Source organism: Pseudomonas cerasi (genome assembly GCF_027983475.1).
GTDB classification, from domain to species: domain Bacteria; phylum Pseudomonadota; class Gammaproteobacteria; order Pseudomonadales; family Pseudomonadaceae; genus Aquipseudomonas; species Aquipseudomonas cerasi.
This window is the reverse complement of sequence record NZ_JAQJVM010000002.1, coordinates 517,834-543,437: the sequence shown is the minus strand read 5'-3', so window position 1 is coordinate 543,437 and position 25,604 is coordinate 517,834. Positions and strand designations below refer to the sequence as shown.

Annotated in this window: 25 protein-coding genes and 1 riboswitch; of the genes, 14 read left to right on the top strand and 11 right to left on the bottom strand. The window is 60.7% G+C overall.

Translation table 11 applies throughout. The annotated features are described in order from the left end of the window. The first annotated feature begins 144 nt into the window (after window positions 1-144). Window positions 145-969: a tRNA 2-thiocytidine(32) synthetase TtcA gene (gene ttcA / locus PI739_RS11640; RefSeq protein WP_003363253.1), complete on the top strand. Its 825-nt coding sequence runs from the start codon at window positions 145-147 to the stop codon at window positions 967-969. Between the two features lie 6 nt (window positions 970-975). On the opposite strand, the gene PI739_RS11635 is transcribed toward ttcA, so the two are convergent. The 3 genes from PI739_RS11635 to arsC form a co-directional block, all read right to left on the bottom strand. Further along, a complete protein-coding gene (locus PI739_RS11635) occupies window positions 976-1,647 on the bottom strand; it encodes a DNA-3-methyladenine glycosylase I (protein WP_003363252.1) in 672 nt (223 codons plus the stop codon). Between the two features lie 99 nt (window positions 1,648-1,746). Next, window positions 1,747-2,352, bottom strand: coding sequence for an NAD(P)H:quinone oxidoreductase (gene wrbA / locus PI739_RS11630; RefSeq protein ID WP_003363251.1), 606 nt, complete (start codon window positions 2,350-2,352; stop codon window positions 1,747-1,749). Continuing rightward, the gene (gene arsC, locus PI739_RS11625; protein ID WP_054080839.1) at window positions 2,349-2,702 is read right to left on the bottom strand and encodes an arsenate reductase (glutaredoxin); all 354 of its coding nucleotides are present in this window, start codon (window positions 2,700-2,702) and stop codon (window positions 2,349-2,351) included. Before arsC ends, wrbA begins: the two co-directional genes overlap by 4 nt. Window positions 2,703-2,831: 129 nt before the next feature. Here arsC and PI739_RS11620 point away from each other — a divergent pair, with 129 nt between their 5' ends. After that, window positions 2,832-3,299: a TlpA disulfide reductase family protein gene (locus PI739_RS11620; protein WP_271351832.1), complete on the top strand. Its 468-nt coding sequence runs from the start codon at window positions 2,832-2,834 to the stop codon at window positions 3,297-3,299. 168 nt (window positions 3,300-3,467) lie between these two features. Here the strand turns inward: PI739_RS11620 and PI739_RS11615 are convergent, their stop codons facing one another. The 3 genes from PI739_RS11615 to PI739_RS11605 form a co-directional block, all read right to left on the bottom strand. Continuing rightward, the gene (locus PI739_RS11615) at window positions 3,468-3,875 is read right to left on the bottom strand and encodes an META domain-containing protein (protein ID WP_271351831.1); all 408 of its coding nucleotides are present in this window, start codon (window positions 3,873-3,875) and stop codon (window positions 3,468-3,470) included. Continuing rightward, window positions 3,872-4,309, bottom strand: coding sequence for a hypothetical protein (locus PI739_RS11610; protein WP_024661367.1), 438 nt, complete (start codon window positions 4,307-4,309; stop codon window positions 3,872-3,874). The genes PI739_RS11615 and PI739_RS11610 overlap by 4 nt, the downstream gene beginning before the upstream one ends. 80 nt (window positions 4,310-4,389) lie before the next feature. Then, complete coding sequence (locus PI739_RS11605; RefSeq protein WP_003363246.1) at window positions 4,390-7,143, bottom strand: response regulator; 2,754 nt, start codon at window positions 7,141-7,143, stop codon at window positions 4,390-4,392. Between the two features lie 250 nt (window positions 7,144-7,393). Between PI739_RS11605 and cysM the strand changes: the two genes are divergently transcribed. From cysM to PI739_RS11580, 5 genes are all read left to right on the top strand, one after another. Then, complete coding sequence (gene cysM, locus PI739_RS11600; RefSeq protein WP_003434369.1) at window positions 7,394-8,296, top strand: cysteine synthase CysM; 903 nt, start codon at window positions 7,394-7,396, stop codon at window positions 8,294-8,296. Then, on the top strand, window positions 8,296-9,651 hold the full coding sequence (gene rlmD, locus PI739_RS11595; protein ID WP_054080840.1) for a 23S rRNA (uracil(1939)-C(5))-methyltransferase RlmD: 1,356 nt from the start codon (window positions 8,296-8,298) through the stop codon (window positions 9,649-9,651). Before cysM ends, rlmD begins: the two co-directional genes overlap by 1 nt. A gap of 156 nt (window positions 9,652-9,807) precedes the next feature. Continuing rightward, window positions 9,808-12,051 carry a GTP diphosphokinase gene (gene relA / locus PI739_RS11590; RefSeq protein ID WP_003434372.1) on the top strand — a complete coding sequence of 748 codons (2,244 nt, stop codon included), beginning with the start codon at window positions 9,808-9,810 and terminating at the stop codon, window positions 12,049-12,051. A 27-nt stretch (window positions 12,052-12,078) separates the two neighbouring features. Then, complete coding sequence (mazG, locus tag PI739_RS11585) at window positions 12,079-12,912, top strand: nucleoside triphosphate pyrophosphohydrolase (RefSeq protein WP_003349676.1); 834 nt, start codon at window positions 12,079-12,081, stop codon at window positions 12,910-12,912. A 30-nt stretch (window positions 12,913-12,942) separates the two neighbouring features. Beyond that, entirely contained in the window at window positions 12,943-13,482 is a 540-nt protein-coding gene (locus PI739_RS11580) for a DUF2058 domain-containing protein (RefSeq protein ID WP_003349677.1), read from the top strand. 78 nt (window positions 13,483-13,560) lie between these two features. On the opposite strand, the gene PI739_RS11575 is transcribed toward PI739_RS11580, so the two are convergent. From PI739_RS11575 to purM, 4 genes are all read right to left on the bottom strand, one after another. Continuing rightward, window positions 13,561-13,740 carry a hypothetical protein gene (locus PI739_RS11575; protein ID WP_002554613.1) on the bottom strand — a complete coding sequence of 60 codons (180 nt, stop codon included), beginning with the start codon at window positions 13,738-13,740 and terminating at the stop codon, window positions 13,561-13,563. A gap of 1,044 nt (window positions 13,741-14,784) precedes the next feature. Next, window positions 14,785-15,498, bottom strand: coding sequence for a DUF3108 domain-containing protein (locus PI739_RS11570; RefSeq protein WP_003369623.1), 714 nt, complete (start codon window positions 15,496-15,498; stop codon window positions 14,785-14,787). Window positions 15,499-15,506: 8 nt separating this feature from the next. Then, window positions 15,507-16,157, bottom strand: a complete 651-nt coding sequence (purN, locus tag PI739_RS11565) for a phosphoribosylglycinamide formyltransferase (RefSeq protein WP_003344861.1) — start codon at window positions 16,155-16,157, stop codon at window positions 15,507-15,509. Then, window positions 16,157-17,215: a phosphoribosylformylglycinamidine cyclo-ligase gene (gene purM / locus PI739_RS11560; RefSeq protein ID WP_003344863.1), complete on the bottom strand. Its 1,059-nt coding sequence runs from the start codon at window positions 17,213-17,215 to the stop codon at window positions 16,157-16,159. The genes purN and purM overlap by 1 nt, the downstream gene beginning before the upstream one ends. Window positions 17,216-17,556: 341 nt before the next feature. Between purM and PI739_RS11555 the strand changes: the two genes are divergently transcribed. The 6 genes from PI739_RS11555 to PI739_RS11530 all read left to right on the top strand — a co-directional run bounded on the left by PI739_RS11555 (window position 17,557) and on the right by PI739_RS11530 (window position 23,063). Further along, on the top strand, window positions 17,557-18,660 hold the full coding sequence (locus PI739_RS11555; protein ID WP_122240676.1) for a DUF2066 domain-containing protein: 1,104 nt from the start codon (window positions 17,557-17,559) through the stop codon (window positions 18,658-18,660). 39 nt (window positions 18,661-18,699) lie between these two features. Further along, entirely contained in the window at window positions 18,700-19,773 is a 1,074-nt protein-coding gene (locus PI739_RS11550) for an AI-2E family transporter (RefSeq protein WP_003434374.1), read from the top strand. Window positions 19,774-20,161: 388 nt separating this feature from the next. Then, window positions 20,162-20,866, top strand: a complete 705-nt coding sequence (hda, locus tag PI739_RS11545; RefSeq protein WP_003369632.1) for a DnaA regulatory inactivator Hda — start codon at window positions 20,162-20,164, stop codon at window positions 20,864-20,866. Further along, the gene (locus PI739_RS11540; RefSeq protein WP_003369633.1) at window positions 20,860-21,624 is read left to right on the top strand and encodes an NAD-dependent deacylase; all 765 of its coding nucleotides are present in this window, start codon (window positions 20,860-20,862) and stop codon (window positions 21,622-21,624) included. The genes hda and PI739_RS11540 overlap by 7 nt, the downstream gene beginning before the upstream one ends. A gap of 75 nt (window positions 21,625-21,699) precedes the next feature. Then, a complete protein-coding gene (locus PI739_RS11535) occupies window positions 21,700-22,428 on the top strand; it encodes a C40 family peptidase (RefSeq protein ID WP_003369635.1) in 729 nt (242 codons plus the stop codon). 89 nt (window positions 22,429-22,517) lie between these two features. After that, window positions 22,518-23,063 (top strand): C40 family peptidase, encoded by a 546-nt coding sequence (locus PI739_RS11530; RefSeq protein WP_003369637.1) that lies wholly within the window; start codon window positions 22,518-22,520, stop codon window positions 23,061-23,063. A 164-nt stretch (window positions 23,064-23,227) separates the two neighbouring features. Here the strand turns inward: PI739_RS11530 and PI739_RS11525 are convergent, their stop codons facing one another. Continuing rightward, a complete protein-coding gene (locus tag PI739_RS11525; protein WP_003369639.1) occupies window positions 23,228-24,556 on the bottom strand; it encodes a PQQ-dependent sugar dehydrogenase in 1,329 nt (442 codons plus the stop codon). 119 nt (window positions 24,557-24,675) lie between these two features. Continuing rightward, window positions 24,676-24,889, top strand: a riboswitch (cobalamin riboswitch). A 91-nt stretch (window positions 24,890-24,980) separates the two neighbouring features. Between PI739_RS11525 and cobO the strand changes: the two genes are divergently transcribed. Next, window positions 24,981-25,592: a cob(I)yrinic acid a,c-diamide adenosyltransferase gene (gene cobO, locus PI739_RS11520; protein WP_003369640.1), complete on the top strand. Its 612-nt coding sequence runs from the start codon at window positions 24,981-24,983 to the stop codon at window positions 25,590-25,592. Window positions 25,593-25,604 lie beyond the last annotated feature (12 nt).

Below are 25,604 nucleotides of genomic sequence, written 5' to 3'. Positions count from 1 at the left end.
GAACATGCCAGCCGCCCGGTGGTCATTTTTGATCCAGTGTGGTCGCCTGTCTGAACAGTAAGAGCGCAGCATATTTAACCAATGGTCGGTTACGGGTAAAATGTCCGGCTTTTCTCAAGCTACCGTCAGCGGATATTTCCATACATGGGCACCCTTTCAGTCAATCAGAACAAACTGCAGAAACGTCTGCGTCGGCTGGCCGGCGAAGCGGTTGCCGACTTCAACATGATCGAAGAGGGTGACAAGGTCATGGTCTGCCTGTCCGGCGGCAAGGACAGTTACACCATGCTCGATGTGCTGATGCACTTGCAGAAGGTCGCGCCGATCAAGTTCGACATCGTGGCGGTCAACATGGACCAGAAGCAGCCCGGCTTCCCTGAGCACGTGCTGCCTGCCTACCTGAAAGAACTGGGTATCGAGTACCACATCGTCGAGAAAGACACGTATTCAGTGGTTAAGGAATTGATCCCCGAAGGCAAGACCACCTGCTCGCTGTGTTCACGGCTGCGTCGCGGCACGCTTTACACTTTCGCGGACGAGATCGGTGCCACCAAGATGGCGCTCGGGCACCACCGCGACGACATCGTCGAGACATTCTTTCTCAACATGTTCTTCAATGGCTCATTGAAGGCCATGCCGCCCAAGCTGCGGGCCGATGACGGCCGCAACGTGGTGATTCGTCCGTTGGCGTACTGCCATGAAAAGGACATTCAGGCCTATTCGGATTTCAAACAGTTTCCAATCATCCCGTGCAACCTGTGCGGCTCGCAGGAGAACCTGCAGCGTCAGGTGGTCAAGGAGATGCTGCAGGACTGGGAGCGCAAGACGCCAGGCCGGACGGAGAGCATCTTCCGCGCCCTGCAGAACGTGCAGCCCTCGCAGTTGGCCGACCGCAACCTATTCGATTTCAGCAACCTGCGCATCGACGAAACCGCTGCGTCGCGGTTCGTCAATGTGGTCAATCTCTGACGGCACTCAGTGGTTGACGGTGAACGCCAGCATGGCTGACAGCTGGCACATCGGCCGACCGCTTTCTGCGTGCCACTGGTTGAAGACGTCCTGCACGATCGCCTGATCGCGTTTGCTGCTTGGTACACGGTCGACGATATCCTGCGCATTCAGGGCGGCAACCACATCCCAGGTCGGAATGAAGGTGTCCTTGCCGATCATGCGCAGAAAGCGCGGCGCTGACAGGCCGCCCATCTGGTTACCGTGTTTGGCGATGTACTGCCACAGGCCTGTGATGTTATCGACTGGCCACTCAGCGATGAACTTGCCGAAACTGCCATGCTCCTGCTCGATGTCCAGAATCAGTTGTGCATTGCGCGGCACGCTCTTGAGCTTGCCCAGATGACGAATGATGCGCGCGTCCTGCATCAGCCGTTCCAGGTGATCGGCGCCCATCAGCACGACTTTCTCCGGGTCGAAGCGAAAGAACACTTCTTCGAACGCTGGCCACTTGGCGTCCACCAGGCTGTGTTTCAGGCCTGCGCGGAAAACCCGCAGGGCCATTGTCGACAGATAGCGGTCGGCGCTGATGGCTTGCAGTTGTTTGGGTGTTTTGGGGGAGGGCAGATGAGCTTCCAGAGCTTTGGCGGAGCCGAATCGATTCAGGCAATACTCGTTCAGCCATTTGTAGTCGTGCATCGGTTCTCCAAAGAAATTCAACAGGCAGGACAAGGGTTCAGACCGACCCTTGCCCTGCAAGTTTACGATTTAACTGAAAGCATCCGGCGCTCTGCCGATTCAGCTGCGCGGCGCGTCCAGTTGCACTGCGGTTTTGGCCAGACGCTGGCCCAGCGCGCGGCACAGGTCAGTTTCATGACGGTCCAGCGCGCGCTTGCCATCGGCACCGGCGTGATGGCTGGGACCGTAGGGCGTGCCACCCCCGGTGGTTTCCAGCAGCGCCGATTCGCTGTAGGGCAGGCCCATGATCAGCATGCCGTGGTGCAGCAGCGGCAGCAGCATCGACATCAACGTGGTTTCCTGACCACCGTGCAGGCTGGCGGTGGAGGTAAAGACGCCCGCGGGTTTGCCGACCAGTGCGCCGGTCAGCCACAGGTTGCTGGTGCCGTCGAGGAAGTATTTCAGCGGCGCGGCCATGTTGCCGAAGCGTGTCGGGCTGCCCAGCGCCAGGCCGGAGCAGTTTTTCAGGTCGTCGAGGGTCGCGTACAGCGCACCGCTTTCCGGAATCTCGGGGGCGGTCGCTTCGCAGTCGGCGGAAACGGCAGGTACGGTTCGCAGCCGTGCTTCCATGCCGCCCAGTTCGATGCCGCGGGCAACCTGCCGGGCCATTTCGCTGGTGGAGCCGTTGCGGCTGTAATAAAGGACCAGAATGTAGGGTGTGCTCACGGCAGCAGCTCCAGAATGTTCTCGGGTGGGCGGCCAATGACAGCCTTGTCGCCAGCGACCAGAATCGGTCGTTCGATCAGTTTGGGGTGAGCGGCCATGGCGGCGATCAGTTGCTCGTCGCTCAGGCTCGGGTCGGCCAGATTGAGTTGCTTGTAATCGTCCTCGCCGTTACGCAGCAGTTGCCGGGCACCGATGCCCAGCTTGCCGAGCAGGTCGCGCACACGGTCGGCGTCGGGCGGGGTTTCCAGGTACAGGACGATGTCCGGCGTCAGGCCGCGGGCCTGAAGCAGTTCCAGCGCCCCGCGGGACTTGCTGCAGCGCGGGTTGTGATACAGCGTCAGATCGGTCATTTGCACGTCGCATCTTGTGTGGGGTGGCGTATTCTAACCAGCGATGGCACTGTCCGACATATCAGATGGTCAATAGTCGTGGCTTGGGTATAAGTAATTGCAGGTTGAACGGGGCGAGGAAACAGGCAAATGGCAAGGCGATTAACAGCAGCGGTAATACTTTTCAGCAGTTTGCTGCTCAGCGGATGTGGCGTGGACCTGGGCACAGATCAGAATGGCCAGAAGGTCGCCAGCGAACGCATCAAAGGGCACTGGCTGGTGGTCAACTACTGGGCCGAATGGTGTGGCCCTTGCCGTACCGAGGTTCCGGAGTTCAATGCATTGTCCGAGCAGCTCAAGGACAAGAAGGTCACCGTGCTGGGGGTCAACTTCGACAACCTGCAGGGCGACGAGCTGAAAAGCGCTGCCAATGCACTGGGCATCAAATTCACCGTGCTCGCCCAGGACCCGGCCGAGCAATACAGCCTGCCGCCCTCCGAGGCACTGCCGGTGACCTACATCATCGACGACAAGGGCAAGATGCGCGAACAACTGCTCGGCGAGCAGTCAGCCGCCACCGTGATCCAGAAGCTCAAGACGTTGCGCGGTGAGGGGTGATCAGATCGGTTCTGGGCGCTCTGCGTCGAAAGAGGACGCGGAGCGTCCAGAACGGCATGCGACGCGGAGCGTCGCACGATAGTGATCGTTCCCTGCGCTCCAGCGTGGGAATGCAGTTCTGGACGCTACGCGTCGCAAGTTACGCTGAGCTTCGGCACGATAGTTACATCAGCTGTCTTCCAGCCAGAAACGCAATGGCTTGCCCTGCGTTGGCCACAGACGCAACTGCTCGATGGGCGAGATATCCCAGCGCTGCACACTGCTGATCGCCTTGATAAAGCGCTGTTCCTGCTCCATCAACGCCGGCGCGCACATCTTGCGCGTCTTGCCCACCGGACCGAAACTGATGCTGTGATCGTTCAGCGTATAGGGCGCAAACCAGTGGTTGCAGCCCGCATTGCCATACGCACGGCCATCGGCACCCAGCGTCATGGTCAAGCGACTGTTATCGATCAGCGGACGTTCGCCTATCCACTCCGTTACATAACTGTGATCCTGCTGGATCGGCAGCGTGTCAGCGGTACAACCGGCCAGCAGCGCGCCGCCGATCAGGCTCAGGAGCGCATACTGTTTCATGCCGCTTTCTCCTGGCACTTCTTGCAGAAATGCTTCTCGCCCTCGGTTTTCCAGCCCAGCTCCGCGATGCGCGCGGTAGCAGCCGGTTTCTGCGCCTTGACGCCCAGTTTGCTCTCTACCATGAACTCGAAGTTCAGTTCGGCGGCGCAGCTGTCGCAATTCACTTTCCACTGATGAATCGCCAACTCGTCGAATACCGGGCCTTTGGCCACCGCAATCCACTGGCCGGGCGGGTTGATCAGGTGCCGGACTTTTTCGACGGTAAGGCGCATGTGCAGGCTTTTGCTGCCTTTGATGGTCACTAATAACTGGTCGTTATCGTGAATCGAGCCGCCGTTGCCGGTGACCTGGTAGCGACCGGGTGCCAGCGTGCGGCATTCGGTCAGCGTGTGCTGGGGGTTGAGCATGCTGTAGCGAAAATCGTGTTCGACCATGGGTCCTCCAAAATTGCGCGCATCCTAACATGCTCTGTCCACGCTGGAGTGTCAGGCACGACAGGCGTCCCGTCGCGCGCTCACGCCATGACCCGCGCCTCGGCTTCCAGGCGAATGATGGCCTTGTCCAGATCGTCCAGAGCCGCTTCGGTGTGCGGCGCATTTTGCTTGAGCAGGGTTTCGGCGCGCTGGCACGCGCTGCGCAGCTGGGGAACGCCGCAATAACGTGTTGCGCCGTGCAGACGGTGGATGCGCTCGATCAAGGCGTGTACATCCTGACTGGCGCGCGCCACACGAATAGCTTCGCGGTCGGCGTCCAGTGAAGCCAGCAGCATGGCCAGCATGTCGGCGGCGAGATCCGCCTTGCCCGCGGCCAGGCGCAACCCCTCCTCATGATCCAGCACCAGCGGCCCTACGTGGACCTCAGGCGCTTCATTCTGGCGTTCCGGCGCAGGGTTGCGCAGCGCCAGCCCTGTCCACTTGAGCACCACCTGCGCCAGTTGCCGTTCGCTGATCGGCTTGGTCAGGTAGTCGTCCATACCGCTTTGCAGCAGTGAGCGTTTTTCGTTGGCCATCGCATGGGCGGTGAGGGCTACGATCGGCAGTGAGCTCTGGTTGCGTTCGGCCTCCCAGGTGCGGATCGCCTCGGTGGCCTGACGACCGTCCATGCCGGGCATTTGCACGTCCATCAACACCAGGTCGAACGCTTCTTGCTGTACGGCGTTGACCGCTGCGTAACCACCCTCGACAGCGACCACTTCAGCGCCCATGTCTTCGAGCAGGGTCTGTACCAGCAGCAGGTTGGCCGGGTTGTCATCCACGCACAGCACTCGCGGCGCGCGGCTCGACAATGGCGGACCGATGTCGGCACGCACCGCTCGCGGCGCGATCAGCTCGGACAGGGCTTTTTGCAGTTTGCGGGTGCAGGCGGGCTTGGCCTGCAGTTGCGTGTAGACATCGTGGACCGCCAGCTGGAACAGCGCATGCTCGGTGGTCGGGCACAGCACCATGACCTTGCAGTTGAGGTTTTCCAGGTCCCAGATGTGCTGGCGCAGCCGTTCCGGAGAGATTTCCAGCGCCGTTACGCCAAGTACCGCCAGATCGATGGCCGCTGGCGTCTCGTGCGCTGCGGTCACGCCGTTGAGCAGGTTTTCCAGATTATTGAACACGATGGTCTGCAGGCCGCAGTCTTCCAGCTGATGCTCCAGCGCCTGGCGCGCCAGGTCATGATGTTCAAGCACTGCGGCGCGCAGGCCTCCGAGCGGAATATTGAGTGATTCTTCCTTGTCTTCGCGGGCCTTGGGCAGTTTCAGGCTGATCCAGAATTCCGAACCTTCGCCCGGTGTGCTGTCGACACCGATTTCGCCGCCCATCTGTTCGATCAGGCGTTTGGAGATCACCAGACCCAGTCCGGTACCGCCCGGTTGGCGCGAGAGCGAGTTGTCGGCCTGGCTGAAGGCCTGGAACAGTGCCCGCACATCCTGGCTGGACAGGCCGATCCCGGTGTCCTGCACGCTGATGCGCAGTTGCGCGTGCTCTTCGGTTTCATCCTCGAGCATGGCGCGCGCGACGATCGTGCCTTCGCGGGTGAACTTGATCGCGTTGCTGACCAGATTGGTCAGAATCTGCCGCAGACGCAGCGGGTCGCCGGACAGCGCCAATGGCGTATCGCGGTACACCAGACTCACCAGCTCCAGCTGTTTGGCGTGCGCCGCCGGGGCGAGGATGGTCAAGGTGTCCTGCAACAGGTCGCGCAGGTTGAACGGGATGTTATCGAGCACCAGCTTGCCGGCCTCGATTTTCGAGAAGTCGAGAATCTCGTTGATGATGCTCAGCAGGTTGTCGGCGGACTTCTCGATGGTGCCCAGGTAGTCGAACTGGCGCGGGGTCAGCTCGCTTTTCTGCAATAAATGGGTGAAGCCCAGAATGCCATTGAGCGGCGTGCGGATTTCATGGCTCATGTTGGCCAGGAATTCGGACTTGATCCGGCTTGCTTCAAGCGCTTCCTTGCGTGCCAGGTCGAGTTCGATGTTCTGGATTTCGATGGTCTCCAGATTCTGCCGGACATCCTCGGTTGCCTGATCGATGCTCAGTTGCAGTTCTTCCTGTGCGTTCTGCAGCGTTGCCGCCATGCGGTTGATGCCCGACGCCAGCTCATCCAGCTCCCGGCTGCCCAGCGGTGGCAGGCGGGTTTCCAGATTGCCGTCCTTGAGTTGCGACACGGCCTGCTTGATCTGGCTCATCGGCCCGTTGATGGTGCGGCTCATGCGTACCGCGAGGGTCGCGGTAAACGCCAGCCCGGTGAGGATCAGCAGCAGGCTGGCAAACAGGCTTCGGTAACCGCGCAGCAGCGTGCCGTTATGGGAGATTTCAAGCTCGACCCAGCCCAGCAGGGTGTCGGCTTCGGCAGGAATGATCGGACTGGTCAGATGCCGTTGACTGCCGAAGACCGGCAGCAGGTAGCGCGTGGCGTCGGTGCCGGTCGAGCTGAGCAGTTGCGAGCCGCTGCCAATCGGCGACGGGCTGATCATGGTCGGCCCGGCGTGGGCCAACTCCGTGCGATCGGTGTCGAGAAACGACACGGCGCGCACGTCGGTCTGCTCCAGCGTCTGGGTGGCAATGCGACTGAGCAGCACTTTGTCCTTGCGCCCCAGTGCATTGGCGGCAAGCGGCGCAAGGTCCTGGGCAATCATTTCGCCGCGTTGCAGCAACTGGCTTTGCAGTTCGCTCAACTGCATCCAGGTGAAATAACCACCGAGCATCGCCGCCATCAGGCTGGCAGGTAGAATAGTCAGTAGCAGCACACGGCCTTTTATACCCAGCTTGGTCAGCACGCTCTTCCTCCGGCAACACGTATCAGTCCGTCGATATCAGGCATCGGCTGCCTTGCTGTATCGGCACAAGGGGATGAGTTTAGCCATTTACCGTCGGCATGGGCACCTAACTCTCTGTGCTGAGCAGGGCGGCAGTGGAAAAATCAGCGTTTATTCTTTTTGGGAATAAGCAGCGCACTTTGCGTGATATGGGCTTTGGCCGTTTGCCGTTATGATAGGCACCCCCCGCAGTCTGGATTGCGAAGACGCCATGACCCTGCAGTATCAAACCATTGCCGATTGCGTCGGCAACACCCCGCTGGTGCGTCTGCAACGCATGGCGGGCAACACCAGCAATACCCTCCTGTTGAAACTCGAAGGTAACAACCCCGCTGGCTCGGTAAAAGACCGCCCGGCCTTGTCGATGATCACCCGCGCCGAGTTGCGCGGCCAGATCCATCCGGGTGACACGCTGATCGAAGCCACCTCCGGCAATACCGGAATCGCGCTGGCCATGGCCGCGGCGATCAAGGGCTACCGGATGATTCTGATCATGCCGGACAACTCCAGTGCCGAACGCAAGGCCGCCATGACTGCCTATGGCGCCGAGCTGATTTCGGTCAGCAAGGATCAGGGCATGGAAGGCGCCCGTGATCTGGCCGAGCGCATGCAGGCCGAAGGCCGCGGCAAAGTGCTCGATCAGTTCGCCAATGGCGACAATCCCGAGGCGCATTACACGTCCACCGGTCCGGAAATCTGGCGGCAGACGGGCGGTACCGTGACCCATTTCGTCAGCTCGATGGGCACCACCGGCACCATCATGGGCACCTCGCGCTACCTCAAGGAGCAGAATCCGGACGTGCAGATCGTCGGTCTGCAACCGATGGAGGGCGCTTCGATCCCCGGTATTCGCCGCTGGCCGCATGAATACCTGCCGAAAATCTATCAGTCGGACCGTGTCGACCGCATCATCGACATGGGCCAGACCGAAGCCGAAGACACCATGCGCCGACTGGCGCGCGAAGAAGGCATCTTCTGTGGCGTGTCGTCCGGTGGCTCGGTCGCCGGGGCGTTGCGTATTTCCCAGGAAGTCGAAAACGCCGTGATTGTGGCGATCATCTGTGACCGAGGCGACCGTTACCTGTCGACCGGCGTCTATGATTCGCCCAACTGATGGCCAAGCACGAAAGAGGTTTGCGCTTTCAGCCTGCGGGCGGCGTTAAAACCGTACAGATTCCTGCCGGTAAAAAGCAGCGGTTGACCATCGAGCGGCTGTCCGACGACGGTCGCGGTATCGCTTTTCTCGAGGGTAAAACCTGGTTTGTCGCTGGCAGTCTGGCCGGCGAAGAGGTCGAAGCGCGCGTGCTCAATGCGCGCGGCAAGGTCGTCGAGGCGCGCACCGAGCGGGTCTTCACCGCCAGCACCATGCGTCGCGCTCCGGCCTGTGAGTATTTCGGTCGCTGTGGCGGCTGCAGTGTTCAGCATGTGCCCCACGAAGAACAGCTTGCCCTGAAACAGCGCATGCTCGCCGAGCAATTGTTGCGCGTGGCGAATGCTGTGCCGGATGAATGGGCGGCACCTTTGAGCGGTGCCGAGCTGGCCTATCGCCGACGCGCGCGGGTCGCTGTTCGCTGGGATGCCAAGGCCAAAAGGCTGGACGTGGGGTTCCGCGCAGCCGCCAGTCAGGACATCGTCAGCATCGAACACTGTCCGGTGCTGGTACAGGCCTTGCAACCCATCATGAATGAGTTGCCTGGCATGCTGAAAAACTTCAGCAAACCGCAGGCGCTGGGTCACGTCGAGTTGTTCAGTGGGGTTGCGACTGCCGTGTTGTTGCGCCACACCGCGCCGCTTGCCGAGGTCGACCTGGCGCTGTTGCAGGCGTTTTGCTCCAAGCACGGCGCGCAGCTGTGGCTGCACGGCGAGGGCGAGCCCCAACCGGCCAGCCCCGGCGATACGCTGGGTTACCGGCTGGAGCCGTGGAACCTGCAACTGGCCTGGCGACCGGGAGATTTCATTCAGGTCAATGCGGCGGTCAACACCGCGATGATCGAGCAGGCCCTGCAATGGCTGGCGCCTGCAAAAGACGAACGTGTCATGGACCTGTTCTGTGGTCTGGGCAATTTCGCCTTGCCGCTGGCGGGTCTGGCCAGGGAAGTGGTGGCGGTCGAAGGCGTTGCGACCATGGTCGAGCGTGCAGCCGTCAACGCAATGAGTAATGATCTGCACAATGTGCAGTTTTTTCAGGCGGATCTTTCCCAGCCGCTGACACATGCCGACTGGGCGGCAGAAGGGTTTTCTGCGGTACTCTTGGACCCACCGCGTGACGGGGCCTTTGAAGTGGTCCGCCAGATCAGAAAGACGGGGGCCCGGCGACTGCTTTATGTTTCATGTAATCCGGCAACTTTGGCTCGTGACACGGTCGAACTGATCAGTCAGGGCTACCGATTAAAACGTGCCGGAATCCTCGATATGTTTCCTCAGACGGCGCATGTCGAGGCGATGGCGTTATTTGAAATGAGTAAGTGAGCGGCGTTCACTGGAACGAGTTCGTTGCTGACAGGGAATCTCATTTAATCCGACTGGCCCGCGAATGCCGGTCCTTGCTTGCCCGGCAAGTGGCATTCGCTCAGAAGGCTGGCGACTGATGGCGCTTTTCATCGCGCCTTAGGGAAGGTAAGCAGCATGGTACAGGTGAGAGCGAACCAGCCGATAAACACAGACGGCAGTATCAATCTCGACGCGTGGCTCGATCATATTGTCAGCGTCGACCTGGTCCTGGACCGGGAAGTCATGAAAAAGGCCTGTGAGTTTGCCCGGGAAGCCGAGCAGACCGACAAGGCCCACAAGAATCATTGGGCAGAGGGCACCTCCAGTTTCCAGACCGGTCTGGAGATCGCGGAGATTCTGGCTGACCTCAAGCTGGATCAGGACTCACTGGTCGCTGCGGTCATTTACCGTGGTGTGCGTGAAGGCCTCGTTGCGCTGCCGGACGTCGAGCAGCGCTTTGGCGCAACGGTCGCCAAACTCATCGACGGCGTGCTGCGCATGGCCGCGATCAGCGCCAGCCTCAGCCCTCGTCAGTCTCTGGTACTCGGCAGTCAGGCGCAGGTCGAAAACCTGCGCAAGATGCTGGTGGCGATGGTCGACGACGTTCGTGTTGCGCTGATCAAACTGGCCGAACGTACCTGCGCGATTCGTGCGGTGAAGAACGCCGACGACGAAAAACGCAACCGTGTGGCCCGCGAAGTCTTCGACATCTATGCACCGCTGGCCCACCGCCTGGGTATCGGACATATCAAGTGGGAGCTGGAAGACCTGTCCTTCCGCTACCTGGAGCCCGATCAGTACAAGCAGATCGCCAAGCTGTTGCATGAGCGCAGGCTGGACCGCGAGCGCTTCATCAGCGACGTCATGTCCCAGCTCGACAACGAGCTGCAGGCTACTGGCGTGACCGCTGACATCAGTGGCCGTGCCAAGCATATCTACTCCATCTGGCGCAAAATGCAGCGCAAGGGCCTGGCGTTCAGCCAGATCTATGACGTCCGTGCGCTGCGTGTGCTGGTCCCGGAAATGCGCGATTGCTACACCGCGCTGGGTATCGTGCACACGTTGTGGCGGCATATTCCCAAAGAGTTCGACGATTACATCGCCAACCCCAAGGAAAACGGCTATCGCTCGCTGCACACCGCCGTGATCGGGCCGGAAGGCAAGGTGCTGGAAGTGCAGATCCGCACCCACGCCATGCATGAAGAGGCCGAGTTGGGCGTTTGTGCGCACTGGCGCTATAAAGGCACCGACGTCAAATCCGGCTCCAATCATTACGAAGAGAAGATTTCCTGGCTGCGTCAGGTGCTCGAATGGCATGAAGAGCTGGGCGACATTGGCGGCCTGGCAGACCAACTGCGAGTCGATATCGAGCCTGACCGCGTCTACGTCTTCACCCCTGACGGCCACGCCATCGACCTGCCCAAGGGCGCGACACCACTGGACTTCGCCTATCGGGTGCACACCGAAATCGGCCATAACTGCCGGGGTGCAAAGATCAATGGCCGCATCGTCCCGCTCAACTACAGCCTGCAGACCGGCGAGCAGGTCGAGATCATCACCAGCAAGCACGGTACGCCAAGCCGCGACTGGCTGAACTCGAACCTGGGGTACATCACCACCTCGCGCGCGCGGGCCAAGATCGTTCACTGGTTCAAGTTGCAGGCCCGCGATCAGAACGTCGCCGCCGGCAGAACCCTGATCGAACGCGAACTGGCGCGCCTGGCGTTGCCTCAGGTCGATTTCGACAAGCTGGCGGAAAAAGCCAATCACAAGACCGCCGACGACATGTTCGCGGCTTTGGGCGCAGGCGACCTGCGTCTGGCGCAACTGGTCAATCTGGCCCAGCAGCAGGTCGAGCCTGATCGCGTCAATGAACAGCTGGAACTGATCCCGCGCAAGGCCACCGGCTACAAGCCCGGCAAGCGGGGGGATATTCAGATTCAGGGCGTTGGCAACCTGATGACGCAGATGGCCGGCTGCTGCCAGCCGCTGCCGGGCGATGCCATCGTCGGTTATATCACCCAGGGTCGTGGCGTCAGCATCCACCGTCAGGATTGCGCTTCGGTGCTGCAACTGGGCGGTCGCGAGCCCGAGCGGATCATTCAGGTCAGCTGGGGACCGGTGCCGGTGCTCACCTATCCGGTGGACATCATCATTCGCGCCTACGACCGTTCCGGCTTGCTGCGGGATGTCACCCAGGTGCTGCTCAACGAGCGGATCAACGTGCTGGCGGTCAACACCCGTTCGAACAAGGAAGACAACACTGCGCTTATGTCCCTGACCATCGAGATTCCAGGTCTGGACGCGCTGGGGCGGTTGCTGGGGCGTATTTCCCAGTTGCCGAACATCATTGAAACGCGCAGGAACAGGACGCCATAAGCGTCGCCTGCGCTCACAGGGAGCCCCATGCATACAGTTCAAGACCTGCTGAACCTAATGGCCCGGCTGCGTGATCCGCAGTTCGGCTGCCCGTGGGACCTGAAGCAGACCTACGCCAGCATCGTGCCGCACACGCTGGAAGAAGCCTATGAAGTGGCCGACGCCATCGAACAGGGCGACCTCGACCATCTGAAGGGTGAGTTGGGTGACCTGCTGTTTCAGGTGGTTTTCTATGCGCAGTTGGCCAAAGAGGAAGGCCGGTTTGAATTCGACGACGTCATCGACGGTATTACCCGCAAGTTGCTGCGTCGCCATCCGCACGTGTTTCCGACTGGCGAGCTGTACGCGCCGGCAGAAACGCCACGCCTGACCGACGAGCAGGTCAATCTTCGTTGGGACGAAATCAAGGCCGAGGAGCGTGCCGAGAAGGCCGGTGTGCCCGAGCAGTTGTCGCTGCTCGACGACGTGCCCCGGGCCTTGCCCGCGTTGAGTCGGGCAGCCAAACTGCAGAAGCGTGCGGCGCAGGTGGGTTTCGACTGGCCCGCGGCATTGCCGGTGGTCGACAAGGTGCGTGAAGAACTCGATGAAATTCTCGAGGCCATGGTCGACAATGACGCCGAGGGCATTGCCGAGGAAGTCGGCGACCTGCTGTTCAGCGTCGTCAACCTGGCCCGACACCTCAAGGTCGACCCGGAAACTGCGCTACGCTCGGCCAATAGCAAGTTCGACAGACGCTTCCGATTCATTGAACAGGCTTTGCGCCACCTGCAGCGTCCTATCGAAGCGTGCTCGCTCGAAGAAATGGATGCGTTGTGGGGCGAAGCCAAACGTCAGGAAAAGAGCACACCCGGCTGCGGCTGAGTGTGCGGTAACGGTATAAGTGAGTAGACAATGAGCCTTTCCCTTCGCGATCAGTTGCTCAAGGCAGGTCTGGTCAACCAAAAGCAGGCCAAGCAGGTCGGCAAAGAAAAGCAGAAAGAGCAGCGTCTGGTGCACAAGGGTCAGGCGCAGGCCGATGACTCGCAAAAGCGTGCGGCCCAGGAGGCCATGGCCGAGAAGGCCAAACGTGATCAGGAGCTGAACCGTCAGCAGCAGGAGAAGGTCGAGCAGAAGGCCCGCGCCGCTCAGGTCAAGCAACTGATCGAAGTGTCGCGCCTGCCCAAGCTGATCACCGAGGATTACTACAACTTCGTTGACGACAAGAAGGTCAAACGCATCCCGGTCAACGCCATGGTGCGCAACAAGCTCAGCAGCGGTTCACTGGCCATCGTTCACCACGGCGGCGGTTACGAGATCATTCCGCGGGAGGCTGCGCTGAAGATCCAGGAGCGTGACCCGCGTCGTATCGTGCTGCTCAACACCCCGACCGAAGCGCCGGATGCAGACGACCCGTATGCGGCGTATCAGGTGCCTGACGATCTGATGTGGTAAGCCCACGGCGCTGTCATTGAGTTATCAAAACAAAACCCGCATTCAGCGGGTTTTGTCTTTTCCTGTTCTTGGATTTGTTCAGTGGTTGCCCTGGCTTTCCAGCGCTTCCAGCTCTTCCTTATAGCGAAGGGCATCGGACTCAACGTGGAACATGCCTACCAGTTGGTCCTGTTGGTGCACGTCCCAGATCTGGATGCCGTCGGCAACGGCTTCGTGAGAGAGGTGGGCGTCGTCGCGTTCAGTAACTCTGACAGTCATAGTAGTAAGCTCCTGACTTTGATGGCCTGAATGGTTAGGCCTCTGGATACTGCGGCGATGTGTCGCAGGACTCTTTTATAGGATTTGTTAGCTGCCTAAGTAAATAGCCTGTTCAGGTTCCCCGGTGGTCATAAACTCATCGATCCTCTGCAGCCCTTACATGACGTGGCTTACAGCGCAGTGGTGGCAAAATGAAGGATGTTTCATGTGCTTCTAGCCTGTCCGAATGCGCGTGTAAACGCCGTTCCAGACGCTCCGCGCCCTCTTGGCGACGCAGAGCGTCGAGAACTGCATTCCCACGCTGGAGCGTGAGGAACGATCATCGCAACATCGTGCCGATGCTCCGCGCTTCTGTCTGTAGGGCGTGGGAGTGAGCTTGCTCACGAAGGGCAGGTGCAGGCCCGACTATCTTGCGGCGCTCTGCGTCGCATGCCTTTCTGGACGCTCCACGTCCTCTTGACGACGCAGAGCGTCGAGAACTGCATTCCCACGCTGGAGCGTGAGGAACGATCATCGCAACATCGTGCCGATGCTCCGCGCTTCTGCCCGAAGGGCGTGGGAGTGAGCTTGCTCACGAAGGGCAGGTGCTGGCGCGACTATCGTGCGGCGCTCCGCGTCGCATGCCTTTCTGGACGCTTCGCGTCCTATTGACGACGCAGAGCGTCGAGAACTGCATTCCCACGCTGGAGCGTGAGGAACGATCATCTCAACTATCGTGCCCGATGCTCCGCGCTTCTGCCCGAAGGGCGTGGGAGTGAGCTTGCTCACGAAGGGCAGGTGCAGGCGCGACTATCGTGCGGCGCTCTGCGTCCTCTTGACGACGCAGAGCGTCGAGAACTGCATTCCTACGCTGGAGGGTGAGGAACGATCATCGCAACATCGTGCCGATGCTCCGCGCTTCTGCCCGAAGGGCGTGGGAGTGAGCTTGCTCACGAAGGGGGCGGTGCAGGCGCGACTATCGTGCGGCGCTCTGCGTCGCATGCCTTCAGCCAATAAAAAGCCCCGCTAAAAAGCGGGGCTCTGTGGTGCGTGCTGCCAGGGCAATCAGCTGCCTTTGACGGCCTTGCCGTTGACGGTGCCGTCCAGCAAGACGATGTTGTATTCCTTGCCGTCGGTTTCGACCTGTTGCAGGCGGACCAGCAGGTAATCCCAGTCCTTGGCGAACCACAGCACAGTGGTGCGCTTGCTTTGCGTCGGGTCGCGCACGCGCTCGACCTTGATCGCATCGACCTGGCCGGTCTTGGTGGTGACTTTTTCCGAACCCAGCACGCGGAAGTCGTAGGTGTCTACTTCATCACCGTCGACAACCTGATAGCTCATGCTCTTCTTGCCCTCAGCGATGTCGTGTTGCAACGCCAGCTGATAGGTGGACTTGTCGAGGATGCCACGGTTGAGCGGCAGCTTGATCGCATCGCCACGGTCGGTGCCGGTGACGAACTTGGTGTTCCAGTCGAACGCCAGATCGACCTTCTTGGATTTACCCAGGCCACTGCGCTCGAAGTTGTAGGTCTGCGGCAGCAGGGTGTCCTTGTCGACCTTCAGGGTGCTGACTTCAGTCAGGCTAGCGATCATCATCGAGGCCTTGAAGCTCAGGGTCCAGGTGCCATTGGCGCCGGCTTCCAGGCTGCGTTCGGCCGTGCCACTCATGGGCAGCTGTTTCCAGTCGGCGGTGTAGCTGGCGGAGAAGGGTTGAAGGTCTGCGGCCTGTACGGCAGGCAAGGCGAGCAGAGCGAAAGCGAAGAGCAGAGCGCGACGCATAGTATCTCCTAATGTCGAATCAGATGGCCGCTGGCCGGGAGTAACTGGCTATCGAGTAACGCACCTTGTTCACCAAGGCTCAGTCGGCCTTCGGCAAACCAGCGAATGGCCAGTGGGTAAATACGGTGCTCTTGAACATGGACCCGTTGCGCGAGCGTTGCGGGCGTGTCGTGCAACTGTACCGAAATAACAGCCTGTACGACCAGTGGGCCGCCATCGAGTTCCTCGGTAACGAAATGCACGCTGCAACCATGCTCGGTGTCGCCGGCCTCCAGCGCACGCTTGTGCGTGTGCAAGCCTTTGTAACGCGGCAGCAGGGAAGGGTGAATATTCAGCAGGCGGCCATGGTAGTGGCGAACGAATCCTGCGCTGAGAATGCGCATGAACCCGGCCAATACGACCAACTGTGGCTGGAAGGCGTCGATCCGTTCGATCAGCGCTGCATCGAAGGCTTCACGGCCCTCGTATGCGGTGTGATCCAGTACGCAGGTTTCGATGCCTGCGTCCCGTGCACGTTGCAGGCCGAATGCATCTGCGCGGTTGGAAATCACCGCGCGGATGCGGACGGGGCTGGCCCCGTCCTTGAAGCTGTCGATCATCGCTTGCAGGTTGCCGCCGGTGCCGGACAACAGCACCACGACTTCGCAGATGGCTGGCATCAATGCGCCTTGAGGTTTTTCAGCTCGACCTGTGCTGCGCCTTCGGCAGCGGTGGCGATCTGGCCGATCACCCAAGGCTGCTCGCCAGCTTCACGCAGCACCTTCAGTGCTGCTTCGACGTGCTCCTGAGCGACGCAGATCACCATGCCCACGCCGCAGTTCAGCACGCGGTGCATCTCGTTTTCCGCAACGTTGCCTTGCTGCTGCAGCCAGTCGAACACGGCCGGACGCTGCCAGCTGGCGACGTCGACCACGGCCTGAGCGCCTTCCGGCAGTACGCGTGGAATGTTGTCGAGCAGGCCGCCACCGGTGATGTGGGCCATGGCCTTGACTGCGCCGGTTTCCTTGATCAGCTTGAGCAGCGGCTTCACGTAGATGCGGGTCGGCGCCATCAGCAGTTCGGTCAGTGGCTTGCCGTCCAGCTGGATGTTTTCGATATCGGCGCCTGCCACTTCGATGATCTTGCGGATCAGCGAGTAGCCGTTGGAGTGCGGGCCGGACGATGGCAGGGCGAGCAGGGCGTCACCGGCAGCGACTTTCGAGCCGTCGATGATCTCGGCCTTTTCCACGACGCCGACGCAGAAGCCTGCCAGGTCGTAGTCTTCGCCTTCGTACATGCCCGGCATTTCAGCGGTTTCGCCGCCGACCAGCGAGCAGCCGGCCAGTTCGCAGCCGGCGCCGATGCCGGTGACGACCTGAGCGGCGGTGTCGACGTTCAGCTTGCCGGTGGCGTAGTAATCGAGGAAGAACAGTGGCTCTGCGCCGCAGACCACCAGGTCATTGACGCACATGGCGACCAGGTCGATGCCGATGGTGTCGTGCTTGTTCAGGTTCAGCGCCAGACGCAGCTTGGTGCCCACACCGTCGGTGCCGGAAACCAGAACCGGTTGCTTGTAGCCGGCCGGGATTTCGCAGAGGGCGCCGAAGCCTCCCAGGCCGCCCATGACTTCCGGACGCTTGGTGCGCTTGGCGACGCTCTTGATGCGTTCGACCAATGCTTCACCGGCGTCGATGTCTACACCGGCGTCTTTATAGCTCAGGGAGGGTTGCTTGCTCATAGAAAATCCAGGCCTTTAGGGGGGATTCGGAGGTATCGACCGCTGCGTTAGGACCCGTTCAGCACCGCGCTGTCATGCGGTGGTAATGTTGGGGCCATGGCGATTGCCGGTCTGCGAAGGCGCGCGATTTTATCAGGCTTGCTCATCAGGGGCCATCCTTGCGCCGACAACAGGGCGGTGTTGCACCAAATTAACCTCAAGCAGGTGGCCTGTCAGTGCGACCCTGGACGTTTAGGGTGTACTTTATGCGCGAACTGAATGATAGGTGGCTCACGTCTGTCCCAGACTGGTACACCTGCTGAAACCGCTTCTTTTTACTTTTTTCCGTTCGGGAACTGTCCATGCGTTTTTCCAGAATTCTTCTAGTCGGCTGTCTATCCCTGATCAGCCTTCCCAGCCTTGCCGAAACGGTCAGCAACCTTTATCAGGTTCGCGAGCCGGTCAATGGCCAGTCGCCCGATGAGCGCACGCGGGCCACGCAGGCCGCCGTCGAAACCCTGGTGCTGCGCCTGACCGGCGACGCCAAGGCCGTGCAGGGCTCGGCCATCGCCGCACTGCGCAAGGACCCGCAGCAGATCATCAGCCAGTACGGCTACGAGGCCGGCCCGCCGGAAACCCTGCTGGTCGACTTCGATCCGGCCACCACCGACCGTGCCTTGCACGATGCGGGGCTGCCGATCTGGGGCAGCAATCGCCCGTCGATTCTCGGCTGGTGGCTGAATGACTCGGTGGAAGGCTCGAATCTGGTCGGCGACGGTCAGGCCGCTGCCGAACCCTTGCGCCAGGCCGCTCAGCACCGCGGACTGCCGCTGCGTCTGCCGCTGGCTGATTTGAGCGAGCAGGGTATCGGTAATGCGAAAACCCTGGAGGGCACTGACCCTGCGCCGCTCAAGGAAGCCTCCGAGCGCTATGGCGCTGACGCGATACTGGCCGTGCACGCCCGGGAAGATGGCGGTCAGTGGCAGGGCAAATGGCGCTTGTGGCTGGGTGATCAGCGCGAACAGGGCACCGCAACCGGTGCCACATCCGAAGCCTTGGTCGATGCGGTGCTGCTGTCGGTCAGCGAGCGTCTGGCTCCGCGCTTCGTCGCCAAGCCCGGTGCGTCGACCGGCATGCTGATCCAGGTCCAAGGCATGACACTCGAGCGCTATGCGCAACTGCTTCAGTTACTCGAACCGTTCGGCGTGCGTCTGAGTTCTGTCGAAGGCGATAAAGTGGTGTTTGAGGTCAGTGGCAGCACCGATCAGCTACGCTCGCAGTTGTCGCTGGCCAAATTGCAGGAAGTGCCCGCAGCCGAAGCAGCCGCTACCGCAACGTCGCCTGCTGCGCCTGTCGATGCGACTGCGCCGGTTGCGCCAGCCAATGGAGCTGCTGCTGTTCCGGCACCTGCGCCCGCACCGATGATTGTTCCGGCGTCTGCGCCACAGCTCTATTTCCGCTGGTAACCCGGCAAGAACGCTTTTCCACTGGCTTGAGGGATGTTGATGACTGATACGCGGCGTTGGTTCTGGATCGGCGGCCTGGCCTTGCTGGTTGCATTCGTGGTGCTGTTGCACACGATCCTCACTCCTTTTCTGGTGGCGTTACTGCTGGCCTACATGGGTGATCCGCTGGTGGACCGTCTGGAGCGCGCCGGACTGTCCAGAACCCTGAGCGTTGTGGTCGTGTTCGGGTTGTTCACGCTGGTGCTGATGGCGTTGCTGCTGGTTCTGGTGCCGATGCTCGCCAAGCAGTTGTTCCGTCTTTACGAGCTGGCGCCGCAGATTCTTGACTGGCTGCAGCACTCGGCGTTGCCGTGGGTCCAGGCCAAGTTCGGGCTGGCAGACGGGTTCTGGAAGTTCGACAAGATCAAGGCAGCCATCTCCGAGCATATGGGCCAGGCCGGGGACATCGTCTCTATTGTGCTGTCCCAGGCTACGGCGTCCAGCCTGGCGCTGATCGGCTGGCTGACCAATCTGGTGCTGATCCCCGTGGTGTGTTTCTACCTGCTGCGTGACTGGGACATCATGACCGGCAAGATCCGTGGCCTGCTGCCGCGTCAGCGTGAAGGGCAAATCGTCAAGCTGGCGGGCGAGTGCCACGAAGTGCTGGGCGCGTTCATACGCGGTCAGTTGCTGGTGATGGTCGGCCTTGGCGTGATCTATGCGGCCGGTCTGATGCTGGTCGGGCTGGAGCTGGGCCTGCTGATCGGCGTGATTGCCGGTCTGGCGGCCATCGTGCCTTATATGGGGTTCGTGATCGGTATCGGTTCGGCGCTGGTGGCCGGGCTGTTCCAGTTTGGCGGTGACCTGTACCCGATGATGGGGATTGTGGCGGTGTTCATGATCGGTCAGGCCCTCGAGGGGATGGTGCTGACGCCGTTGCTGGTCGGTGATCGCATCGGCCTGCACCCGGTCGCCGTCATCTTCGCGATTCTGGCGGGTGGCGAGCTGTTCGGCTTCACCGGCATTCTGCTGGCCCTGCCGGTGGCGGCGGTGATCATGGTGCTGGTGCGCCACATGCATGATCTGTACAAGGACTCGGAAATCTACGCAGGCGCGGAAGATCCGGAGCTGTAATATCGATGCAAGCCTCTTCGCCGCCCGGTGAAGAGGCTCATGCCTTGAGTGCATGCCCCCTGCAAACGCCCTGTCCTGGGCTCTGTACGAAAAGTGGCTGCGCTCGGTGATGCTTCGTTAAAAACAGGCTCGGATGCGAGTCCAATCGGAATGCTCATTTACAACACGTAGAGTCGAGCGCGACCCCGGCCGTTCCTCGCCTGTTTTTGCCTTGCCTGACCTTCGCTCGCCGACTTTTCGTACAGCGCCTGGACGGCGCTTTACTCTCCCTGACGCAAACCTTTGATTTTGCTTGAGGTCTGTCGCATTGTGCGACCAGCGTCACGGGTATAAACTTTGCGCTCTTTACACAGAGGCCCTTGACGGTTTGCATGAGCCGTTAGTCAGCATGAAACCGATTCAGCTGCCCCTGAGTGTGCGTCTGCGTGATGACGCCACTTTCGTCAATTACTATCCAGGCGCCAACGCCGCTGCACTCGGCTATGTCGAGCGGCTGTGCGAAGCCGACGCTGGCTGGACCGAAAGCCTCATCTATCTGTGGGGTAAGGACGGAGTAGGGCGCACGCACCTGCTGCAGGCTGCCTGCCTGCGTTTCGAGCAGTTGGGCGAGCCTGCAGTGTATCTGCCGCTGGCCGAAGTCATAGATGAAGGCATCGAGCTGTTCGATCATCTGGAGCAGTACGAGCTGGTGTGTCTGGACGATCTGCAGGCGATCGTCGGCAAGCCCGACTGGGAAGAAGCGCTGTTTCATCTGTTCAATCGTCTGCGTGACAGCGGGCGTCGTCTGCTGATTGCCGCGTCCAAATCGCCCCGCGAATTGCCGGTAAAGCTTCCCGACCTGAAATCGCGCCTGACCATGGCATTGGTGTTCCAGATGCGCGGTCTGTCCGACGAGGACAAGCTGCGCGCCTTGCAACTGCGTGCCTCTCGGCGTGGTCTGCACCTGACCGACGATGTCGGGCATTTCATCCTGACGCGTGGTACACGCAGCATGAGCGCGCTGTTCGAATTGCTCGAGCGCCTCGATCAGGCGTCACTCCAGGAAAAGCGCAAGCTGACCATTCCCTTCCTTAAAGAGACCCTCGGGTGGTAGATCAGGCGCTGTTGATGCAGACGGCGGCTGCCTTGCGCCATGCACAACGGATTCTGGTGATCACCGGGGCGGGTTTGTCTGCCGATTCGGGGTTGCCGACCTACCGTGGTGTGGGCGGGCTTTACAATGGCAAGACCGATGATGGCCTGCCTATCGAAATGGCCCTGTCCGGGCCCATGCTGCGCCGTGACCCCGAGCTGTGCTGGAAGTACATCGCTGAACTGGGCAGGGCGTGTCTGGGTGGCGAACCGAATATCGCGCATTACGCCATCGCCCAGTTGCAACGCATCAAACCCGAGTGCTGGGTGCTGACCCAGAACGTCGACGGTTATCACCGTGCGGCGGGCAGTCCGCCGGAGCGCCTGATCGAAATTCACGGGCAACTCTCGCCACTGTTTTGCCAATCCTGCGGTGCTGAGGATTCGCAATTGAGTGAGCACTTGCAGCGCCCTTTGCCCCCCTTATGCCCGGCATGTAGTGGCATTTTGCGACCGTCCGTCGTTCTTTTTCAGGAAATGCTTCCCGAAAAAGCCCTGGAAACACTGTATGAACAGCTGGCTAAAGGCTATGACGCAGTGCTGAGTATCGGCACCACCGCAAGCTTCCCCTACATTCACGAACCGGTCATTCGCACCAGGGTTTCCGGGGGTTTTACCGCAGAAATCAATCCGCAGCCGACGGACCACAGCGCGCAGATGGACGTCTTTTTGCCGTACCGCGCGGCACATGTCATGGCCGAACTCATAAGTCACATCTAGTTCGATTGAATTTGCAAATCACCTTCATAAAAGGCATAGTCTCGCCATCTTAACTAGTCAGCCACGGTTGTGCCCATGCAAGTTGTTCGCTTCGCACCCCTCGTGCCTCTCGCACTCGTTACATTTCTCTTCGGTTGCTCGGCCAATATGCCGGTCGCACAGCAGGAACAGGCCCAGCCAGTTCCACGCTATCAGAGCGCGATCAATGCCAATGCCCAGTCCGCAGCCCGTCGCGCCGACGCGGCAGTCCTGCAGGACGAGCTCGCTACCGAAGACGAACTGGCCCAGTTCGCTGATAACAAGTCTTACCAACTGCCGGCCCTGGCCGACAGCATCCTGGAGCGTGGCAAGTCGCTGATCGGCACACGCTACAAGTTCGGCGGCACGTCGACTTCTTCGGGTTTCGATTGCAGCGGCTTCATCGGTTATCTGTTTCGCGAAGAGGCCGGCATGAGCCTGCCACGTTCCACGCGTGAAATGATCAACGTCAACGCACCTCTGGTGGCGCGCAACAAGCTTCAGCCGGGCGATGTGCTGTTCTTCAGTACTCGCGGTCGCGGTCAGGTCAGCCACGCAGCGATCTACGCCGGTAATCGGCAGTTCATCCACTCCAGCAGTCGCCGCAGCGGCGGTGTGCGCATCGACAGCCTCGATGACGCCTACTGGAGCAAGACCTTCATCGAGGCCAAGCGGCCGCTGGCGATGGCCCCGGGTACTGTTGCAGTAAAATCGACACCTGAAGTAACGCAGACAACGGCGATGACTTCGACTACAGTCAAGACCGCGCCCAAGCGGCGTAAATAAATAGAACGCGCAGTACAAGACCTTCGGGTCTTTCTGCGTTTTTGAGCTTCTCGGCAGCGTAAGCCGCATCCGGATAGGTTGTTGTGGTTATGTCGATTGCGTTGCGCCTGTTAGTCATTTCTGTTGCTGCGTTGCTCGGTGCCTGCGCCAGCGCGCCGCCCCCGCCCAAAGCGCCCCGGATCGTTCAGCGTCCGGTGGTCACTGCTCCTCCCCAGATTCTTTCTCCAGCTGCCGAAGACGTGCTGTTTCGTGCGTTGGGGCTGGTTGGCACGCCTTATCGCTGGGGCGGCAACACGCCTGACTCCGGTTTCGATTGCAGCGGTCTTATAGGTTATGTCTATCGTGACGCGGCTGGCATTTCCCTGCCACGTTCCACGCGCGAGATGATCGTGATGGGCGCACCGAATATTCGCCGCGAGCAACTGCAGTCAGGTGATCTGGTGTTCTTTGCCACGTCAGGTGGTTCGCAGGTGTCGCATGCGGGGATTTACGTGGGCGAAGGCCGCTTCGTGCATGCGCCGGCCACCGGTGGCACGGTCAAGCTCGACAGCCTCGACAAGCCTTACTGGCAGAGAGCCTACCTCAACGCCAAGCGCGTGATTCAGCCGTCCAGTCTGGCGCAGAATCGGCCTTAGGCAGGAACCGCTGATCAGCGGCTCCCCCCAGCTCCAGCCTCAGGATCGGACGCAGAGCGTCCAGAAAGGCGTGTCCACGCTGGAGCGTGGCACGCTGGGGATCGCCGTAGCTGTGTCGGCCTCTTCGCGAGCAAGCTCGCTCCCACAGGAATCACCGCTCGGCGTTACTGAGCAGTCTTGGTTGATGTCACGCGCCAGATCTTGTTGCCGACATCGTCGGCCACCAGCAAACCGCCGCGCTGGTCATTGACCACGCCAACCGGACGGCCCATGGCTTTTTCATCCTTGTTGAGGAAGCCGGTCAACACATCGACCGGTGTGCCGTTGGGTTTGCCGCCACTGAATGGAATGAACACCACCTTATAGCCGCTGTGCGGTTTGCGGTTCCATGAGCCGTGCTGGCCAATGAACAGGCCTTCGTTGAACGGTGCAGCCAGTGTCTTGCCGTCAGCGAACACCAGGCCCAGCGAAGCGGTGTGCGGACCGACTGCGTAATCCGGGGCAATCGCCTTGGCGACCAGTGCCGGGTTCTGCGGCTTGACGCGCTCGTCGACATGCTGGCCGTAGTAGCTGTAAGGCCAGCCGTAGAATGCGCCGTCCTGCACCGAGGTGACGTAGTCAGGCACCAGATCGCTGCCGATCTCGTCGCGCTCGTTGACCGCCGTCCACAGTTTGCCGGTCTTCGGCTCCCAATCCATGCCGTTGGGGTTGCGCAGGCCCGACGCGAAGATCCGGTGGTTGCCGGTGGCCGCGTCCACTTCCCAGATCGCCGCACGACCCTCTTCCTTGTCCATGCCGTTTTCGGCCACGTTGCTGTTGGAGCCCACGGTCACGTACAGCTTGCTGCCATCCTTGCTGGCGATGACATTCTTGGTCCAGTGGTGATTGAGCGTGCCGCCCGGCAGGTCGACCACCTTGGTCGCCTGCGCGCTGATCGAGGTCTGCCCTGATTCATACGGGAAGCTGATCAGGCGATCGGTATCGGCGACATACAGCTTGTTGCCCACCAGGGTCATGCCGAACGGCGAATTGAGGTTTTGCAGGAAAACCGTGCGCGTCTCTGCCACACCGTCCTTGTCTACGTCGCGCAGCAACGTGATGCGGTTGGCGCTGGGCACACCGGCACCGGCGCGGCCCATGACTTTTTCCATCACCCAGCCGCGAATGCCTTTGGAGTCATCCGGTTTGGCGGGCGAATTGGTTTCTGCGACCAGCACGTCACCGTTGGGCAACACATACAGCCAGCGCGGGTGGTCGAGGTTTTCGGCGAACGCAGCCACTTGTGTGCCCGGCGCGGCGACCGGCTTGGCGCCTTTTTCCCAGCCTACGGCAGGGGCGATGTTGACGGTCGGGATCAGCGTCTTGTTGGGCTCCGGCAGCTTGGGCGAGGGGCCTGTTCCATCCGAGACTTGCAGTCTCGAAGACTCGCCGCAGGCAGCGAGGCCGCCGGCGACCAGAAGCAACACTGCGTAGTGGGGGCTGAGTTTGAACATTGTCGATCTCCATTAACAAGGGCATGGTCCAGTAACTGATAGAGGCACCGCCAACCCGCTAGGTTCAATCACGTTCCGCGGCGACGGTGTCGATTGACGCTCCCGGTCCAACCCTCTACCCTTCGCGGTTTGTTTCAGGTGCTCTGCAATCCCCGATTGGCAGAGTGAAACAGGGAAGCCGGTGTGGGTCGACAGATCCGATCCCGGCGCTGCCCCCGCAACGGTAAATGAGTCAAGGCTGTGCCTGACGCCACTGTGTTTCGACATGGGAAGGCGCGCAGCCGGGGTGACCCGCTCATGAGCCCGGAGACCGGCCTGAATCACTCAATGACATCACGGAGGGTGATGTTCTGTGCAGGGCGTTGCCGTGCTGTCCAGTGCTGTCCTTCCGTCTGTTGTCGCCTGCCCCGAGCGGAGAACCCAGATGAACGAATCCCCCGAACGCGACGAACGCCATCTGGCGCGCATGCAGCGCAAGAAAGCCGTCATGGACGAGCGTATCGCCAGCTCGCCCAACGAGTGCGGCCTGCTGCTGGTATTGACCGGCAATGGCAAGGGCAAGAGCAGCTCGGCATTCGGCATGCTCGCCCGCGCCATGGGCCACGACATGCAGTGTGGTGTGGTGCAGTTCATCAAGGGCCGCAACAGCACGGGCGAAGAAATGTTTTTCCGCCGTTTCCCCGAGCAGGTGCGCTATCACGTAATGGGTGAGGGCTTCACCTGGGAAACCCAGGATCGCCAGCGCGACATCGCCGCCGCCGAAGCCGCCTGGGCCGTGTCTCAGGAAATGCTTCGCGATCCGGCCATTGGTCTGGTGGTGCTCGACGAACTGAACATCGCCCTCAAACATGGCTACCTCGACCTTGAACAAGTGCTCAGCGACCTGCAGGCACGTCCGCCGATGCAGCATGTATTGGTGACTGGCCGCGGTGCCAAAGCCGAATTGATCGACCTGGCCGATACCGTTTCCGAGATCGGCGTGGTCAAGCACGCGTTTCAGGCCGGTATTCGTGCGCAGAAAGGTATCGAGCTGTGAACCCTTCATCAT